16 protein-coding genes are annotated in these 17,746 nt (G+C 67.2%); 3 read left to right on the top strand and 13 right to left on the bottom strand.

Annotated features, from left to right (window positions below):
* Positions 1-10: 10 nt before the first annotated feature.
* The 11 genes from LTH93_RS11350 to LTH93_RS11300 all read right to left on the bottom strand — a co-directional run bounded on the left by LTH93_RS11350 (position 11) and on the right by LTH93_RS11300 (position 13,643).
* On the bottom strand, positions 11-967 hold the full coding sequence (locus LTH93_RS11350) for a glycosyltransferase family A protein (protein ID WP_241471009.1): 957 nt from the start codon (positions 965-967) through the stop codon (positions 11-13).
* Positions 967-1,710 (bottom strand): WecB/TagA/CpsF family glycosyltransferase, encoded by a 744-nt coding sequence (locus LTH93_RS11345; RefSeq protein WP_241471008.1) that lies wholly within the window; start codon positions 1,708-1,710, stop codon positions 967-969. The genes LTH93_RS11350 and LTH93_RS11345 overlap by 1 nt, the downstream gene beginning before the upstream one ends.
* A 144-nt stretch (positions 1,711-1,854) precedes the next feature.
* Positions 1,855-3,423: a polysaccharide biosynthesis tyrosine autokinase gene (locus LTH93_RS11340; RefSeq protein ID WP_241471007.1), complete on the bottom strand. Its 1,569-nt coding sequence runs from the start codon at positions 3,421-3,423 to the stop codon at positions 1,855-1,857.
* Positions 3,424-3,638: 215 nt separating this feature from the next.
* Positions 3,639-6,581 carry a helix-turn-helix transcriptional regulator gene (locus LTH93_RS11335; RefSeq protein ID WP_241471006.1) on the bottom strand — a complete coding sequence of 981 codons (2,943 nt, stop codon included), beginning with the start codon at positions 6,579-6,581 and terminating at the stop codon, positions 3,639-3,641.
* Between the two features lie 125 nt (positions 6,582-6,706).
* Complete coding sequence (locus tag LTH93_RS11330; RefSeq protein ID WP_036476317.1) at positions 6,707-7,039, bottom strand: metal-sulfur cluster assembly factor; 333 nt, start codon at positions 7,037-7,039, stop codon at positions 6,707-6,709.
* Between the two features lie 89 nt (positions 7,040-7,128).
* Positions 7,129-7,587 (bottom strand): Fe-S cluster assembly sulfur transfer protein SufU, encoded by a 459-nt coding sequence (gene sufU / locus LTH93_RS11325; RefSeq protein ID WP_241464900.1) that lies wholly within the window; start codon positions 7,585-7,587, stop codon positions 7,129-7,131.
* Positions 7,587-8,924, bottom strand: a complete 1,338-nt coding sequence (locus LTH93_RS11320) for a SufS family cysteine desulfurase (RefSeq protein ID WP_241471005.1) — start codon at positions 8,922-8,924, stop codon at positions 7,587-7,589. The genes sufU and LTH93_RS11320 overlap by 1 nt, the downstream gene beginning before the upstream one ends.
* A gap of 7 nt (positions 8,925-8,931) precedes the next feature.
* Positions 8,932-9,693, bottom strand: coding sequence for a Fe-S cluster assembly ATPase SufC (gene sufC / locus LTH93_RS11315; RefSeq protein WP_241464902.1), 762 nt, complete (start codon positions 9,691-9,693; stop codon positions 8,932-8,934).
* A 107-nt stretch (positions 9,694-9,800) separates the two neighbouring features.
* A complete protein-coding gene (sufD, locus tag LTH93_RS11310) occupies positions 9,801-11,090 on the bottom strand; it encodes a Fe-S cluster assembly protein SufD (RefSeq protein WP_241464903.1) in 1,290 nt (429 codons plus the stop codon).
* A gap of 136 nt (positions 11,091-11,226) precedes the next feature.
* Entirely contained in the window at positions 11,227-12,684 is a 1,458-nt protein-coding gene (sufB, locus tag LTH93_RS11305; RefSeq protein ID WP_241471004.1) for a Fe-S cluster assembly protein SufB, read from the bottom strand.
* A complete protein-coding gene (locus tag LTH93_RS11300; protein ID WP_241464905.1) occupies positions 12,681-13,643 on the bottom strand; it encodes a helix-turn-helix transcriptional regulator in 963 nt (320 codons plus the stop codon). Before LTH93_RS11300 ends, sufB begins: the two co-directional genes overlap by 4 nt.
* A 162-nt stretch (positions 13,644-13,805) precedes the next feature.
* Between LTH93_RS11300 and LTH93_RS11295 the strand changes: the two genes are divergently transcribed.
* From LTH93_RS11295 to LTH93_RS11285, 3 genes are read left to right on the top strand one after another with little or no spacing between them, the layout of a single operon-like run.
* Positions 13,806-14,780 carry an ABC transporter ATP-binding protein gene (locus LTH93_RS11295; protein ID WP_241464906.1) on the top strand — a complete coding sequence of 325 codons (975 nt, stop codon included), beginning with the start codon at positions 13,806-13,808 and terminating at the stop codon, positions 14,778-14,780.
* Entirely contained in the window at positions 14,777-15,538 is a 762-nt protein-coding gene (locus LTH93_RS11290; RefSeq protein WP_241464907.1) for an ABC transporter permease, read from the top strand. Before LTH93_RS11295 ends, LTH93_RS11290 begins: the two co-directional genes overlap by 4 nt.
* An 8-nt stretch (positions 15,539-15,546) precedes the next feature.
* Positions 15,547-16,626 (top strand): COX15/CtaA family protein, encoded by a 1,080-nt coding sequence (locus LTH93_RS11285; RefSeq protein WP_241464908.1) that lies wholly within the window; start codon positions 15,547-15,549, stop codon positions 16,624-16,626.
* A gap of 9 nt (positions 16,627-16,635) precedes the next feature.
* Here LTH93_RS11285 and LTH93_RS11280 read toward each other — a convergent pair whose 3' ends face one another.
* Both LTH93_RS11280 and LTH93_RS11275 read right to left on the bottom strand, forming a co-directional pair.
* Positions 16,636-17,166, bottom strand: a complete 531-nt coding sequence (locus tag LTH93_RS11280) for a redoxin domain-containing protein (protein WP_241464909.1) — start codon at positions 17,164-17,166, stop codon at positions 16,636-16,638.
* The gene (locus LTH93_RS11275; protein WP_241464910.1) at positions 17,163-17,639 is read right to left on the bottom strand and encodes a DUF3052 domain-containing protein; all 477 of its coding nucleotides are present in this window, start codon (positions 17,637-17,639) and stop codon (positions 17,163-17,165) included. Before LTH93_RS11275 ends, LTH93_RS11280 begins: the two co-directional genes overlap by 4 nt.
* Positions 17,640-17,746: the final 107 nt, after the last annotated feature.

The following is a 17,746-nucleotide window of genomic DNA, read 5'->3' as shown; positions in this document are numbered from 1 at the left end:
TACTGTCTCTTCAGTCATGCCCACCGACTTGCAGCATCCCGGACATGGCGACAACGATGGCCGCCGCGTGTGGGCGAGCCCGCAGGCACTTCGCCAGCTGTCGGACACCCTGGTTCCAGGCTCCGGAGGCGAAGGCGTCCCGCGCCACGACCGAGGCCTGGAAGTCGGCGCGGGAGCGTTCCGAGATCTCGGTGCCTATCGAGTCGAGCCAGCGTGAGCTGGCCTGCCAGTCCGCGCTGCGCGAGATGGAGCCGACGCTGGCCTGGTGCACTCGCACCAGCACCTCGGGCAGCATCGTCAGCGTCTTGCCGGCCGCTTCGAGCCTTGCGAGCCAGTCCCAGTCCTGGTGCCGGGTCAGCTCGTCGTTCCAGGGGACCTCCAGCGCGGTGGACCTGCTGCACAGCAGCGAGGAGGTCTGCATGAAGGTTCGCCGCAGCCGCAGCGTGGAGCGGTCGAGGATGTAGTCCACCACCGCCTCCGCGTCCTCGCCCTCTGCCTGGTAGAGCCGCTCGGGGACCACTCGACTCGACGATCCCACGAGCAGCGAGCGCGAGCTCACCACGGTGTTGTCGTCGACCACCGCCATCTGCAGGGCGGCCTTCTCAGAGACCCACTCGTCGTCGTCGTCGAGGAAGGCCACATGTGTCGTGCTGGCGCTGCGCACCCCGAGGTTGCGGGCACCGGCTCCCCCGAGCCCTCCTGGGGTGAGGACCATGATGTGCGGCAGCCCGGTGAGCAGCTTCTCGACGCTGGCGGCGTTCTCGGGCCGGTCGAGGACCACCAGCACTGTGGTGTCCCAGGTCTGGCGCAGCACCGACCGGACGGCCCGCTTGAGCGAGCGGCGCCCTACGGTAGGGATGATCGCGGTCAAGGACCGGGCGTGCTGAGGTTCGGTGTACTCGTCGAGCTCAGCGGTGAACGGCCCGCGCCTCGCGGCGTCGATCCGGGAGGGGGTGTCGATGCTCATCACGCCCTCCACATCAGCAGGGCAGCGAGCTTCATGGGTTCCAGGAGATAGCGTCCGGCGAGTCGACGCGGGTCTGTGGCCAGTCGCCACGCCCACTCCAGGCCCATCGCTCCGAGCCGGCGTGGGGCGAGCGACTGGGTGCCTCCCAGCTGGTCCAGTGCGCCTCCCACCGTGGCGATCACCGGGACGTCCACGCGCGAGGCCAGCTCATCAGCGATGCGCTCCTGCAGCGGCATGCCCATGCCGATCAGCAGCACCTGCGGATCGTGATCTCGAATGCTGGCGGCTACCTCTTCGATGTTCTCCGCTCGCCACGGGTCACCGGGAATGGCCTGCCAGTCCACCTCGCCGTCCAGTGAGCTCAGATGCTCCAGCACTGCGGCGCTGGCGGCCGGCGTGCCGCCGAGCAGAGACACTCGGTGGATGCCCTCCAGGTCCGCCAGGCCCTCCACCCAGTCGGTGGAGCCGATGCGATGCTCGGTGCGAAGCGGCACCCGGAGCCCGAGCCGCATCAGGGCCAGCAGCGGCATGCCGTCGACGACGACGGCCCCGGCCCGGTCATAGAAGTCGCGGAACTCCGGCAGGCTGTACCAGAGATAGACGGAGTGAAGATTGTGGCCGGCGACGAGCATCCGACGGTGCTCGCGGGCGGCGTCGCGGATATGGTCCAGAAGTTCTTCTCTGCGCAGCGGAGTGACATCGACGTTGAGCAGCGGAACGTTCAGGGACGGGATGACAGTCATCAGAGATCTCCTCGTGGATGGATCGATGGTGCATGTGACGGTGCGCTGATGCGGTGCTGTATCACCGGCCTGGAGCGCAGGAGCAGGGCTCACCGCCGGGAAGGCGGTGGCGGGACCTGGGGTCGGAGAAGCCATGAACGCAGATCACCTCCTGTCCTGCGGGAGGGTGAAGATGTGCGCACTGCCCGGGGCAGCCTCGGAGAGCGCCAGCGTGCCGTCGGGGAGCCGACGACGCCGCGCCGAGGAGAGCCCGGAGGCCCGGGCGCTCAGGCCCTGTCCGGAGTCGCCCGGATCTCCGTCACGTCCACGTCCGCCGCCGCGACGTCGCCGGCGTGATCCCGAGGGTCGACGGTCCTGGAGGCTGTCAGGTCCACGCGGCGGAACACCGGTGAACACCACTCCGACGAGTCGGGCGCGGGCTCGGGTCAGCAGCTCGAGCCCGGCGCTCAGCTGCGCCCGCGAGACCTCGCCGTAGCGGGCCACCACGATGACGCCGGTCGTGATCTGGGCAAGCAGAGCGGCAGCGGACTGGCTCAGCAGCGCAGGAGTATCGATGATGGTGACGTCATAAGTCTCGGCGCAGCCTTCAAGCAGGGTGGCCATGGCATCGAGGGCGCAGGCCTCCAGGCCGTGGTCCGCTCCCCGGCCGGCGGGCAGGATGTCGAGACCCGGTTCCGCATCGGTGATGATCACATCTTCGAAATAGGCGCTCCCGGACAGCACCTCGTTCAGTCCAGCAGGGGTGAGGTCGGTCAGCTGGCCCCCGCCCGAGGTGCTGGCGCGAAACCAGTGCACGATGTCGGGGTTCGCGAAATCCGCTCCGATCAGCAGGGTGCGGCGGCCCCCTTCCACCAGGGATCGGGCCAGGTTCACCGCAACGGTGGTGCGACCCTCCCCCTCCACCGAGCTGGTGATCACATAGGAGCTCGGGGAGTCGAGGTACTTGCCGAACATCAGCCGCATGCGCATCTCCCGGAAGGACGCCACCGCCTCCACCGACCTCGGGTCGGTTCGATCCCTCTGAGTCGTCACCGTCGGCGCGCCCCTGGTGACGCCCAGCAGCGGCGCGGCTGTGAGGTCCTTGAGGTCGCGGGGAGTGCGCACCGACGTGTCGCGGGCTTCGCGCAGGAAGGCCAGTCCGAGACCGAGGAGGATCCCGACCGCTAGGCCTGTTCCCAGGACGAGCTCCAGCCGCGGTCCCTGTGGATGGGCAGACGCCACGGCGTCCTGCACCACTGAAAGTTCGACGAGGACTTCACCGTCTGAGCCAGGATCCTCGCCTGGACCTTCGATCTCGTTCACCAGGGTCTGCAGGCTGGTCACCGTGGAGTTGGCGATGTCTGCGGCTGCCTGAGCCTCGTCTGCGGTCGCGGTGATCTCCAGCAGCGAGGTGCCGCGGGGCACCTCTGCGTCGATGCTCTCGGCGAGCTGTGAGCTCGACATCGGCAGTCGCAGATCCTCGACCACAGAATCCAGCACCGCCGGGGTCGTGACCAGGTCTGCGTAGCTCTTGACCCGTTGTCCCACAACAGTGCTGCCCCGCTGGAGCTCCTCGAGACTCTCACCGGTCGCGGCAGAGACATAGATCTTGGTCGTGGACTCGTAGGCGACCGGCTGCAGGACATAGATGGCGGCCGCGAAGAGCACGGCGATCACCGGAGTGAGCAGAATCGACGCCCAACGACGGCGGCAGATGCGCACAAAATTGTGCAAGGCCATAAGTGACAACTTCCCGGTGCAAGGTCAGTGGTCACCGTGCAGACGCCCCTGGAACGGAGGGGCGCCTGTACGGTGCGTTGACCACGCTAGGCCGGGAGGTGGGTCCTGCGTCACAGTGATGGGCGAACCCCCGCAGGGACTACGGGGGAACCCCCGTGATTCCCCGTGGTGAGATCTTCAACCAGGTCAGGGGGCGGCGTCGAACCGGTTCAGGCGCTGCGCAGGCCGCTTTCGGCCTCATCCTGGAGCATCCGACGCAGGGCGTGGCGAGATTCCAGCGCGAGCTTCCCCAGGGCGTTCGCCACGTGGTACTCCACGGTGCGCACCGAGAGGACGAGCTCCTCGGCCACGTCCTTGTTTGACAGGCCTTGACCCACCATCAGGGCGATCTCCCGTTCACGGGTGGTCAGCCCGGTCAGCGCAAACCGGGCCTTGGAACTGAGCCCCTCGGGCAGATCGATCATCCGGGCGCGCTCAGTGGTCCCCGCGACTCCCGCCGGCTTGCGCAGCGTCTGGAAGACCTCATCGGCCTGATGGAAGAGTCCATCCGCGCCGCATCCCTGGAACATCGAACCGGCCCAGAGCACCCATTCCGACGTCTGCTCGACCTTTTCCTGCAGAGAATCCCTGCCGAGCGCCACACAGTGCCCGAGGTCCAGTGCGAGGAGGCCGCGGTAGATGCTGAGCGCACCGCCATCACCGGGCACATGGGTCGATTTCAGCGCAGGAATCGCCGAGATCGTGGACATCGCGGCACTGAGGTGTTCATAGGCTGTCGCGTGCTTGCCGGCCCCCAAGGCTGCCAGTCCGCGCAGATGCCGCAGCACATACTCGCGCTGAGCTGTGGAGGAGTGCTCGTCTGCACGGATCGTGCTGATCAGCGCCGGCAGCGCCGGTGCCCTGCCGCTGTGGAACAGTGACCTTCCCAGCAGCACCGCCGGAGTGAGTGCGCGGGACCAGATGTTGAGCTCCGCCTGCAGCCCGAGAACGCTGCTGACCACTCGCTCGTGGTCCTGGGCCGACGTGGCCCCCCAGGCCTCGACGAACCCTCGGCCCGCGCGGCCGAGACTGGTGTCGGTCATTCGGCGGACATGCGCGCGCAGGTCGAAGGGCCAGTTCTGCGCCGCGCGCTGCCCGCGCGCTGCCGGCACGAGGTGAGCGGCGTTGAAGGCCACCGGTGCGACATTTTCTTCACTGATGTCCAGCACCTCGGCTGCGGCCGATTCCGCAAAGTCCTGCGCCTCGGACCACAGCCCGGCCTCGAAGAGCAGGTAGGTGATGTGTATCTCGGCCTGAGCCAGCGCGCGACGATTGCGGCCGGGCCAGTTCTCGATCGCGGCGATCAGGTCGGCATACGCCTCAGTGAGATGACCTGCGGTGCGCAGCAGCGCGCCTCGCGCCACCAGCAGCACCATCTGCGCGGATTCCGTGCCAGGAACACGTCTGACCTCATCGAGAAGCGTCTCGACCTCCCGGGAGAACGACTCGGGCTGGGCGGCGTCCATGCCTTCGAGCAGCCGCCAGAGCTGCAGACTGACCCTCAGCCCGCGGGTCTCGGCCAGGAGCTGTTCGGGCGTCGCCATCCGTGTGCGCACGGCTGGATCGTCGGCTTCCAGCTTCGCTTCGAGCAGCTGCAGCACCTCGACCGTGCGCTCAGCCACCTGGAAGAGGTGCCAGTAGGATCCGCGAAGGCCAGCGGTGCGCGACGCTGTCAGGACCGTGTCGGCGTAGCACAGGAGCGCCTGGGGAGATGCCTCGGCCAGCCCTTCGCCGCCGGCCAGGAAGCCCAGTGTGCTCTCCAGATCGCCACGGATCAGGCTCTCGCGCGCGAGGATCCCGCGTCGCAGCACCGGGTGGACGTTGTCATGACTGTGCGCCCAGCTGATCGTCGAGTCGATGTCGACCCTGGTGCCTGCGCGCATCGCGGCGAAGGAGAGCACCTCCAGCGTGGCGCCGGATCGATCCACCTCGAAGGCAAGCCGGCTCAGCTCAAGAGTCTCGGCATTGTCGCCGGCGCGGCTGGCGGCGCGCGCGGCATCGGTGAGGGCCGCGACGATCGCGGGGCGATCTCCCACCGAGGGATCCAGCAGCGCGGCTTCGGCCTGGTGCCGGGCCGCAGAGGTGCCCGCGTGGACGCGGGCAAGGCGCATGTGCAGGTCCACGCGCTGTTCGCGCGGAAGATCGACGACCAGGCACTGCTGGAAGATTCTGTGCTGCAGGCAGAATCGGCCGGACTTCGCCGACTCCTGGACGAGGCTGGAATTGCGGAGCGCCTCGACGTCCACGGATGCGACACCGAGCAGTTCCCGAATCTCGTGGTCCGCGAGCGGATAGCGGGACAGGGCCAGCAGCGCCAGCACCTGCTGCACATCGGCAGGAGCCTCCTCGAAGATCTGCCGGATGCGGAGCCGCTGAGACTCCGCAGGACCCGCGCCCCGGCCAAGTCCCTCCAGCGCACGGTCCAGCGCCGCGGCGGTGATCGCCTCCTCCGGGGCGGTGAGCGTGTCGATGACATAGCTCACAAACGACGGAAAACCGCCGGTGGCGTCATGGACCCGCGCCGCAACATTGGCGCTGATCGGGAGACCCGTCTCCCGCTGGAGCAGCTCACGGACCTCTGCTCGACTGAAGGGCTCCAGCTCGATCCGCAGCGCCTCACCGGCTGTCGCGGTGTAGCGCTCCAGAGGCAGCAGGTCGGGACGCGTGGTGGGGCGGCTGGTCACCAGCGAGAGCATCGGGACGTCCTCGACCTCACGGATCGTCTGGTAGATCACGGCCGCAGAGAGCGAGTCCATCCACTGCAGGTCCTCGATGACCAGCGCGACGGGTTCGCGGATCCCATCTGTCTGCTCCTGGACCAGCGCCGCGAGTCCCTCGCCGTCGGTGGGCGCGCGGGAGCGCTGCGGCTTGTGGAGCAGGCGCACAGCGGCATACCCCGGCGTCGCCCGATCGGCGACGTCAAGGTATACATTCGCTCGCGACCAACCCGAGAGTCGGGCCACGGCCTCATTGAGCAAGGACGTCTTGCCTATACCTGGAGGGCCTTCGATCAGAATGAATCTCGGGTCGGAGGAGGAATGAACGGCCTCCGCCGCCGCCGCGATGAGTTCCAGCTCTGATTCCCGGCCCAGAAACCTGTTCAATCGTGACATATAAGCTCCCTTGCACAGGCGGCATCCTGCCTGCTTCAGGGTACAGACATGGATGCCACCTGCTTCGGTCCAGCCTATGTCACGCTTCTTCCCAGGAAAAGACCTGGCAAGGCTTTAGTTCAAATCTATATGTTAAAACCGAGGGCGCGCATCTGCTCGCGACCATCGTCGGTGATCTTCTCGGGGCCCCACGGCGGCATCCAGACCCAGTTGAGCCGCCATTCGTCGACCAGGGAGCCGACGTGCTGTCCGACCTGCTCCTCCAGAACATCGGTGAGCGGGCAGGCGGCGGTGGTCAACGTCATGTCGATGAGCAGTGCACCGTCCTCGGCGTAGTGCAGGCCGTAGAGCAGACCGAGGTCCACGATGTTGATTCCGAGCTCGGGGTCGATGACGTCCTTGAGGGCTTCCTCGACATCTTCAAGCGGCGTCTGGGCCGCGGTGACAGCGTCACTCATGGCGCTCTCCTTTCCTTCGACGTTCTTGCGCGTACGTGCGGTGGTCTATGTTCGATCATCTGCTGGTTCCAACGTTGTAGGTCAAGGGTCTATGCCCTGCCGCGGGCCTGGACCAGTGCGTCGCGCAGCGCCATCCATCCCAGCAGAGCACACTTGATCCGTGCAGGATAGCGTGCCACACCGGTGAAGGCCGAGGCGTCCTCCAGCGCCTCCAGGCGCGTGGGATCCAGCTCCCTGCCGCGCGCTGCCATCAGCTCACGGAAGTATCCACCGAGCTCCTCGGCACGGGTGACCGGCTGCGAGATCACGAGCTCGTGCATGACCGAGAGCGAGGCCTGGGAGATCGAGCAGCCCTGGCCGGTCCAGCCGAGGGCCTGGATCGTCTCCCCCGCCGGGTCAAGCTGCACCCGCAGGGTGACCTGATCTCCGCAGGTGGGATTGATCTGGAAGGATTCCCCGCCGTATTCGGTGAGCTCACCCTCACCCTGCCGCACCCGGGCGTGGTCGAGGATGACCTGTTGATAGAGCTGCTCCATCGCATCGGCCATCAGTGACCTCCCGCTGCGGAGTCGAGGCTTCCCGTGGCCGAGGGCGTCGCGAAGAACCTACGGACCTCGTGCAGCCCGTCGATGAATGCCTCGATGTCCGCGGAGGTGGTGTAGACCCCTGCCGAGGCCCGAGCGGAGGCGTGGACGCCGAGTCGTCGGTGGATCGGCTGCGCGCAGTGGTGACCCACACGCACGGCCACCCCGGCGTTGTCGAGCACCTGGCCGACGTCGTGCGGGTGCACCGAGTCCACCTCGAAGGCCACGACGGCGAGCCGGTCGGTCGCGTCCTGCGGTCCCAGCACCCGGACCCCGGGCACCGAGGCGATGCCGTCAAGCAGCTGCCGGGTCATCTGTTTCTCATGTTCTGCGACCTGATCCATGCCCAGCTCGCGCAGGTAATCGACCGCGGCACGGAACCCGACGACCTGAGCCACCATCTGTGTGCCGGCCTCGAAGCGCTGCGGCGGAGGCATGAAGCTGGTGGAGTCCATGGTCACGACTTCGACCATCGAGCCTCCGGTGAGGAAGGGCGGCAGGTCGTTGAGCAGCTCGCGCTTGCCGTAGAGGGCGCCGACACCGGTGGGACCCACCATCTTGTGCGCGGAGAAGGCGGCGAAGTCGACGTCGAGCGCGTGCAGGTCCACCGGCATGTGCGCCGCGGTCTGACAGGCGTCGAGCACCACATAGGCGCCGACGGCTCGCGCGCGCGCCACCAGGGCGTCCACATCGGTGATCGCCCCGGTCACATTCGAGGCGTGGGTGATGGCCAGCACCCGGGTCCGCTCCCCGATCACCGAGAAGGTCTCCGGGTCCAGGCGTCCTTCGGCCGTGACGCCGATCCAGCGCAGGGTGGCCCCGGTCTTGTGCGCCAGCTGCTGCCAGGGCACCAGGTTCGCATGGTGCTCCGCCTCGGTCACCACGATCTCGTCGCCGGGGGTGAGCGCATAGCGTTGGCGCGCCTCGGATGCCACCACCTCGGCGGCCGGGCTGCCGGGAGCGGCTGCGCCGGCGAGACTGGCGTTGAGGAACCCGTAGGCCACCAGGTTCAGCGCCTCGGTGGCGTTCTTGGTCCAGACGATCTCATCCTCATCGGCGCCGACGAACTCCGCCACCACGGCGCGGGAGGCCTCGTAGGCCTCGGTGGCCTCCTCGGCGATCTGGTGTGCTCCGCGGTGCACCGCGGCGTTGGTCTGCGCGTAGAACGCAGACTCGGCGTCGATGACCTGCTGCGGCTTCTGCGCGGTGGCCCCGGAGTCCAGGTACACCAGCGGCTTCCCGCCGCGGACCGTGCGGGTCAGCAGCGGGAAGTCAGCCCTGATGGTGTCTGGATTCAACATGATTCGCTCAGGCCTGGGCGGGGGCGAGGAAGCGATCGTAGCCGTTGGCCTCGAGCTCGTCGGCCAGCTCGGGTCCACCCTGCTCGGCGACTCGGCCGTCGACGAAGACGTGGACGAACTGCGGGGTGATGTAGTTCAGGATCCGGGTGTAGTGGGTGATCAGCAGCGTGCCCATGTCGTTCTCGGAGTGCGCACGGTTCACGCCGTCGGAGACCACGCGCAGGGCGTCGATGTCCAGACCCGAGTCGGTCTCGTCGAGGACCGCGAACTTCGGCCTGAACAGCTCCATCTGCAGGATCTCCACGCGCTTCTTCTCACCGCCGGAGAAGCCTTCGTTGACGTTGCGGTTGGCGAAGTCGGCGTCGATCTTGAGCTTCTCCATGGCGCCGCGGACGTCCTTGGCCCAGGTGCGCAGCTTCGGAGCCTCGCCGTCGATGGCGGTCTTCGCGGTGCGCAGGAAATTCGTCATGGTCACACCGGGGACCTCGACGGGGTACTGCATGGCCAGGAACAGGCCGGCCCGGGCGCGTTCGTCCACGGACATCTCCAGCACGTCGACGTCGTCGAGCATGATGGTGCCCGAGGTCACCTTGTAGCGGGGGTGGCCGGCGATGGTGGCGGCCAGCGTGGACTTGCCGGAGCCGTTGGGGCCCATGATGGCGTGGATCTCACCGGACTTGATGGTCAGGGTGACGCCCTTGAGGATCTCTTTGGAGCCCTGCTCGGTCTCGATGGAGACGTGCAGGTCCTTGATCGCGAGAGTAGACATTCTTTGCGTGTCCTTTGCTTGGTTCGTGAAAGTGCTGGTGGTGGAGCGAACGAGCCGCGGCAGCCGGCGGATTCCCTGCGGCCGGTGCGTCTAGAAGCCGGGTGACTCTAGAAGCCGGCGATCTTCAGTTCGTTCTCCAGGTCCTGCTGGACGGTTTCCTCGATCGACTCCACGCCGATGGCCTGGACGATCTCGTTGAGGAAGCCGCGGACCACGAGCTGGCGGGCCTCCTTCTCCGGGATGCCGCGAGCCATCAGGTAGAAGAGGTGGTTCTCGTCGAAGCGCCCTGTCGAGGAGGCGTGGCCGGCTCCCTCGATCAGGCCGGTCTCGATCTCCAGGTTCGGGATCGAGTCGGCGCGGGCGCCGTCGGAGAGGATCAGGTTCTGGTTCTTCTCATAGGAGTCGGTGCCTTCGGCGGCCTTGCGGATCAGCACATCGCCGACCCAGACGGTGCGAGCGTCCTGGCCCTGCAGCGCACCCTTGTAGAGCACGTTGGAGGTGTTCCGCGGGGAGTTGTGGTCCACGAAGCTGCGGTGCTCCAGGTGCTGCCCGGCGTCGGCGAAGTAGAGGCCGTACATCGAGGCTTCCGCACCTTCGGCCGCGTAGCGGACGTTGGAGTTCATCCGGACGACCTCGCCGCCGAGGGTGACCGAGACGTGCTTGTACTTGGCGTCGCGGCCGACTTCAGCATCCTGCTGGCCCACGTGGACGGCGTCGTCGTCCCAGCGCTGCAGCGAGACCACGGTGACGTCGGCGCCGTCGCGCACGATGACCTCCACGTTGAGGTTCGCGTCGGCGGAGCCGCGGTGCTCCATCACGAAGACCGCCTTGGAGTGGGCTCCAGCCTCGAGCACGAGGTGGCCGTTGGCGCGGTGCCCGGCGGCCTCACCGGTGATGTCGAGGAACACCGGCTCGCTGAGCTCGGTGTCGGCGGCGACCGAGATGTAGTCGGCCTGCGCAGTCTGGCTGTAGCCGACGACGGCGGCGCGGTCGGCCGCCGAGAACACGGTGCCGCGCGGGGACTGGGCCTTCGCGAGCTCACCGCGGGTGACGCCGTCAGCCAGGTTGCGCACCTTCAGCGTCACGGGGGTCTGGGTGGCGGCGTCGGAGAGGACGCGGCCGAGCTTCTTCAGCGGCGAGAAGCGCCACTCCTCTTCGCGCCCGGTGGGCACGGCGAAGTCAGCCACGTTCAGGCTGGTGGTGCGGTCGGCTCGTGAGCCGCCGGTCTTGGCCTTGACGGTGGACTCGCCGAGGCCGCCATGGGTGTGTTCGGTCTCTTCATGGGCGGTGGCGAGGTTCTCGCCCTCCTCGCTCATGCCTGGGATCGTGATGCGGGCTTCCCCGACCTCGACTCCTGCGACCTGTTCCGCCTGATCGGCGGACGCGGAATTCGTCATGTGTTTCTCTTCCCTTGTTTCTGATGCGCGTGTTTCTGATGCGCGGTTCGACTGAGGCTGCTCAGTGGGCGGCAGGCCCCAGCCGCCCGGTGTACGTGACCCCGAGCGGCTGGGTGGACTGCGTCGACGGGGGTGGTCAGCCCACCGAGCCTTCCATCTGCAGCTCGATCAGACGGTTGAGCTCCAGGGCGTATTCCATGGGCAGCTCACGGGCGATCGGCTCGATGAAGCCGCGCACGATCATGGCCATGGCCTCGTCCTCGGCGAGCCCGCGGGCCATGAGGTAGAACAGCTGGTCCTCGGAGACCTTGGAGACCGTGGCCTCGTGACCCAGGGTGACATCGTCCTCGCGGATATCGATGTAGGGGTAGGTGTCCGACCGGGAGATCGTGTCCACCAGCAGGGCGTCACAGACCACCGAGTTCGCGGAGTTCTTCGCTCCCGCGTTGATCTGGACCAGACCGCGGTAGGCGGCGCGACCGCCGTTGCGGGCCACCGACTTCGACACGATGGTCGAGGAGGTGTTCGGCGCCATGTGGACCATCTTGGAACCGGTGTCCTGGTGCTGACCCTCGCCGGCGAAGGCCACCGAGAGCGTCTCACCCTTGGCGTGCTCACCGGTGAGGTAGACGGCCGGGTACTTCATGGTGACCTTGGAGCCGATGTTGCCATCGATCCACTCCATGGTGCCGCCGGCGTCGACCACGGCGCGCTTGGTCACCAGGTTGTAGACGTTGGTGGACCAGTTCTGGATGGTGGTGTAACGCACCCGGGCGTTCTTCTTCACCACGATCTCCACCACTGCTGAGTGCAGGGAGTCGGAGTCATAGATCGGCGCGGTGCAGCCTTCGATGTAGTGGACGTAGGAGTCCTCGTCGGCGATGATCAGCGTGCGCTCGAACTGACCCATGTTCTCGGTGTTGATCCGGAAGTAGGCCTGGAGCGGGATCTCCACGTGCACGCCCTTGGGGACGTAGACGAATGATCCGCCGGACCAGACCGAGGTGTTCAGTGCGGCGAACTTGTTGTCGCCGACCGGGATGACCGAGCCGAAGTACTCCTCGAAGAACTCGGGGTGCTCCTTCAGCGCGGTGTCGGTATCCATGAAGATGACGCCCTGCTCCTCCAGATCCTCACGGATCTGGTGGTAGACGACCTCCGACTCGTACTGGGCTGCGACGCCGGAGACCAGACGCTCACGCTCGGCCTCGGGGATTCCGAGCCGCTCATAGGTGTTGCGGATGTCCTCGGGAAGGTCTTCCCAGGTCTTCGCCTGCTTCTCGGTGGAGCGCACGAAGTACTTGATGTTGTCGAAGTGGATGCCGGAGAGGTCTGCGCCCCACATGGGCATGGGCTTGCGCTCGAAGTACTTCAGGCCCTTCTTGCGCAGCTTGAGCATCCACTCGGGTTCGCTCTTCTTGGAGGAGATGTCCTCCACGACCGACTCATCGATGCCACGCTTGGCGTTGGCTCCGGCGGTGTCGGAGTCCGACCAGCCGTATTCGTAGGAACCGATGCCGTGGAGCTCGGGGTTGCGCTCCAGGATGTCGGAGGTGACCCCCTGGTCCTTTTCGCGCTGGATCTGCTCGGTCATGACAACCTCTCTTGTTGACGGGGGGAGATGACGATTCGTCTTCGTCCGCCGCTGACCTTGCGCGACTGATGTGTCGCACCGGCTGCGGCGCTGATCTGTAGTTCTGCCTCTGCGCTTGCTGCGGCGCGTTCCCGCTGCTCAGCGGCGAGCTTCTCGCGACCTACCGGCACATGAGTGGTGCAGACGTGGGCTCCGGCCGCCTGGGTGGAGAGCCGCCTGACATCGACGTCGAGCAGGCGGGAGATCATATCGGTCTCCTCCTCACAGAACACCGGATGGGCCGCGGCTATTTCCCGGATCGGGCAGTGACCCTGGCACAGCTGCGTGGACTGCATGGCCAGAAGGGGGTTGTCCCGACCCACCAGGCGAGTGAACCCGGCGAACCCTTCGTCGTTGAAGAGCTGGGAGAGCCGGTCGGTGCGCTGGTCGAGGTCCACGATCTCAGCGAGCTCCTGCTCCCAGCGCTGCTCGAAGCCGGCGAAGTACTCCCGCGCCAGGCCCGCGGCGGCCTCCTGGGTCGACGCGTCCTCGGCGGCGGCGCCTGCCTCGAGGGATCCGGCGCTGGTGTCCTGCAGCAGCGACAGCGCGGTCTTGACCAGGCCCAGGTAGTCGTCACCCATGGTGCGCTGGCCGCGCTGAGAGACGACATAGCGTCGAGAGGGGCGGCCCGCGCCGCGGCGACGGGTGGTGATGTTCTTGACCTCGAGGATTCCCTGTTCGGTCATCGCATCGAGATGGCGACGCACAGCGGCAGCGGTCAGCTGCAGCTCGCTGCCCAGCGCGGCGGCGCTGATCGGGCCTTCTTCGACCACCAGCTGCAAGACCCGCTGGCGGGTCGTGCTCTCCGCGTCGCGGATCGTCTCACCCGGAGCGTCGGGCACCGGAGCGTCGGAGACAGGCGCATCCACGTCGCGTGACTGAGCATCTGCGGCTGCAGACTCGGAAGCGGTGGAATACATGACCCTATTCTGACCTATTCAGAACAAAGCCGCCAGCAAGGTGGACCTAAGTCGGCGGAGACCTTCCCCACTGCACGGCTGCAGCTGCCCGCTTCAGCTGCCCGATCGCGCCTCTGCTGACCCGGGGCTCTTCTACGGGGTGTAGAAATGTAGACTGGTGCAGTGCCCCAGCATCCACCCTGTCTGACCCTGCGCCATGTGCGCTATGCCGTCGGCTCCGCTCGCAGCCCCCAGGGACTCAAGGAGATCCTGCGGGGCGTGGACCTCACCGCGCGATCCGGAGAGGTCACGGTCCTGTTGGGACCCAACGGCGCCGGAAAGACGACCACGCTCAGCTGCGCCCAGGGGCTGCTGCATCCGTCGCAGGGAACCGTCGCTCTGCTGGGCCAGGATCCCTTCCGCGCGGGCGCCGAGCTCCGCGCCCGGGTCGGGGTGATGCTCCAGGACGGCGGCATGCCGCAATCGGTTCAGCCCCGCGCGCTGCTGAAGCATGTCGCCTCGCTGCACCAGAACCCCTGGCCGGTGGAAGACCTGGTCTCCCGCCTGGACATGGGCGACTTTCTGCGCACCTCGATCCGACGCCTCTCCGGCGGACAGAAGCAGCGGGTGGCGCTGGCGGCGAGCCTGCTCGGCCGTCCCGAGGTGGTGTTCCTCGACGAGCCCACCGCCGGGCTGGATCCGCAGTCCCGGCAGACCGTCTTCGAGCTCATCGGGGAGCTCCGCGAGATGGGGATGGGCATCATCCTGACCACCCATCTCCTCGAAGAGGCACAGAAGCTCGCGGACTCGGTCTTCATCCTCAAGGACGGTGAAGTGGTCCGCCATGGATCCGTCGCCGAGCTGACCGGTTCCGGTGCGACCGGTTCGGAGACCGCCACCGGTGCCGCACGGCGGATGGTGTTCACCGCCTCTCGAACCCTGACCCGTGCTGAGATCGGCAGCGCCCCGGTGAGCATCGAGCTCGACGGCGGCATCGACAACGCACCGGGTGCCGCGTGGATGACCCCGAGCCTCACCGGCCCGACCCAGCTCCGCGAGCTGGCCGCCTGGTGGGAACTGATCGGCATGATGCCCGTGGAGGTCCGCATGGAAGCCCGCACGCTGGAAGACGTCTTCTGGGAGGTCTCCGTCTCATGACCACGAGCCACGCCCCTCTGGCCCCGGCACCGCGCCCGGCGATGCGCCGGATCATCTCGCACGGGCTCTATGAGACCCGCAACGTGCTGCGCAACGGCGAGCAGCTGCTCGTCTCGCTGATCCTTCCGCTGCTGGTCCTCGTCGGCGCGCACCGGCTGGAGCTCATCACCTCCGCCGCCACACCGAGCATCGACGTCATCACCCCGGGCGTGCTGGCGCTGGCCGTGATGGCCTCGGCCTTCACCGGTCAAGGCATCGCGACCGGGTTCGAACGGCAGTATGGGGTGCTGGCATACCTGGCGACGACACCACTGGGGGCCACGGGCCTGATCCTGGGCAAGGCCATCGCCGTGCTGGCGGTGGTCGCCGTCCAGGTGGTGGTGATCGGCACCGCCGGTCTGGTCCTGGGCTGGAACCCCGACCCGGTGGGTCTGCTGTGGCTGGGCGTCGTCGTCGTCCTGGGGGCCACCGCGTTCACGGCGCTGGGACTGCTGCTCGCGGGCACCGTGCGCGCCGAGGCGACGCTGGCGCTGACCAATGTCATCTGGGTGCTGCTCGGGGCCGCCGGCGGCTCGGTCTTCCCGCTCAACCACGACGGGGCCGGGGCGCTGCTGCTGCTGCTTCCCTCCGCGGCACTGGGTGAAGGACTGCGCACCGCCTCACTCGATGGATCGTTCCCTGTCCTGGAAGCTCTGATTCTCGCCGGGTGGGCCGCGCTGGCCGTCCTGGCCGCACGAAGGTGGTTCAACTGGCGATGAAGTTCCCGATGAATGCGATCGAAGTCTTTCGCACCAACCTCCCCACTCGGATCACCCGGGTCACCAAGGTGCTGGCCTGGGCGACGCTGATCAGCAATATCGGCATCATCCTGACCGGTGGCGCCGTCCGGCTGACCGCCTCGGGGCTCGGCTGCCCGGAGTGGCCGCGCTGCACGCCCGAGTCCTGGGTCGCGACCCAGGAGATGGGCCTGCACGGGGCGATCGAATTCGGCAACCGCCTGCTCACCTACGTGCTGGTGCTGATCTGTGCGCTGATGTTCTTCGCGCTGCTGCGGATGCGACGCAGCCACCGTCCGCTGTTCCGGATGAGCCTGGTGATCCTCGCCGGGATCCCGCTGCAGGCGGTCATCGGCGGTATCACCGTGTGGACGAACCTCAACCCGTGGATCGTGGCGCTGCACTTCCTGCTCTCCGCAGGCCTCGTGATGGTCGCGACCATGCTGCTGAACCGGATCCGTCTGGAGCTGCGCAGCGCGCAGGACGCCGCTGCGCAGGATTCAGCCGCGGACCCAGCAGCGGATCCGGCCAAGGAGTCGGGGCCGCGCGACGGTGTGGCCGGAATCCGGATGAGCCACGGCGCCTCCGACGCGGTCACCTCCGCGATGGCCCCGGTGATCCTTGCCGCGACCTGGGTCTCGGTGTTCCTGGGCACCGTGGTCACGGGAACGGGCCCACATGCCGGTGACCCCGGATCGCCTCGGCACCTCTTCGACCCCGATCTGGTGACCAGGATGCACGTGGCGCCGGTCTATGTCCTGTGCTTCGCGGCGATCGCGCTGCTGGTGCGCCAGTACCGGATCAGCACCGCTCCGAACCAGCGGCGCTCGGCCTGGTGGCTCATGGCCGTGATCATCGCCCAGGGGATCATCGGCTACGTCCAGCACTTCACCGGCCTGCCGATCATCCTGGTCGGGCTGCACATGCTCGGCTCGGCGCTGCTGGTGGTCACCGCGACCGCCGTGTTCGACAGCTACCGCGCCCGGTATGTGACCCGCGGACTCACCCGCTCCCTGACCCCGGTAGCTGCTGCAGCTGGGCCACAGACGGAGCCGGCGCAGAAGTCCTGAGCGAGCTGCTCAGCGCAGACGCCCCAGCAGGCTGAGCGCCTCATCGAGGTCACGCGCCTGTGAGGCTGGGACGGATTGGACATGCGCCACCCGAAGGGTCGAGTCCAGCAGGAAGCTGCTGCGCCGAGCTGCGCCCTTTTCAAGATCGAACGCCCCGTAACGCTGCGCAATCTCCCCGTGCGGCCAGAAGTCGCTGACCAGATCGAAGGGCAGCTCCCCGGGCGCGGCACTTGCAGACTCGGCGTCAGAGGACTCGGCGTCGGCGACGTCGGAGGTGAGCATCTGCGCGTAGGCGCGCAGGCTGTGCATCGGGTCGCAGCTGATCGCCAAGACTCTGGCTCGCAGCTCGCGGACCCGGCACCTCCGCGCCACCAGGGCCTGCAGCTCCGAGTCGCAGACCCGGCTGAATGCAAAGGGGTAGAACATCAGCAGCACCGGTGAACCGGCAAGCCGCTGAAGCTCGATCACTTCGCCATGGTGGCTGCGACCTGAGAAGCCGGGTGCCTGCTCCCCGATCTCGGGGAGCGGCGAGGAGGTCACTGCTTCTTGCGCCCCATCAGTCGGGTCGCGGCCCAGTGGGTGCTCACCCCGGCGGATGAGGTCACATGAAGACCCGCGTTGGGCGCCGCGTCCTGGATCTCCACCGGCGCGACGTAGCCGTCACGGCCGGAGCGCGGGGTCAGCAGCCACAGCACGCCGCCCTCATCGAGAGTGCCAAGGGCATCCACGAGCGCATCCGTGAGATCGTCATCGCCGTCTCTGAACCAGACCAGCACGGCGTCGACGACCTCCTGGACGTCCTCGTCGAGCAGCTCCTCGTCGAGAAGGGCCTCCAGACGGTCACGGAAGTCGTCATCGACGTCCTCATCCACACCGATCTCCTGGACCAGGGAATCGGGCTTGAGCCCGAGCTCCTGGAGCAGGTCGCCGAGCGAGACAACATTGGTTCCGGCGTCGTTCTTGTGGTCCGTCGAGATGCTCGACGGACCCTCGGCTGCAGAAGCCTGACTCACCTGAGGTTCCCTTCCCATTCATTAACGTCTGAAACGCAGCTCCCACCCGAGGACGGGGCTGCCACCAGCAACGTTACGCGGACCCCTGTCGGTTCGGGAAGTGCGAC

The sequence above is a fragment of the Nesterenkonia sp. DZ6 genome, assembly GCF_022565835.1.
In the GTDB taxonomy this organism is placed as follows: Bacteria; Actinomycetota; Actinomycetes; order Actinomycetales; family Micrococcaceae; genus Nesterenkonia.
This window is presented reverse-complemented; position numbering and strand designations above follow the sequence as displayed.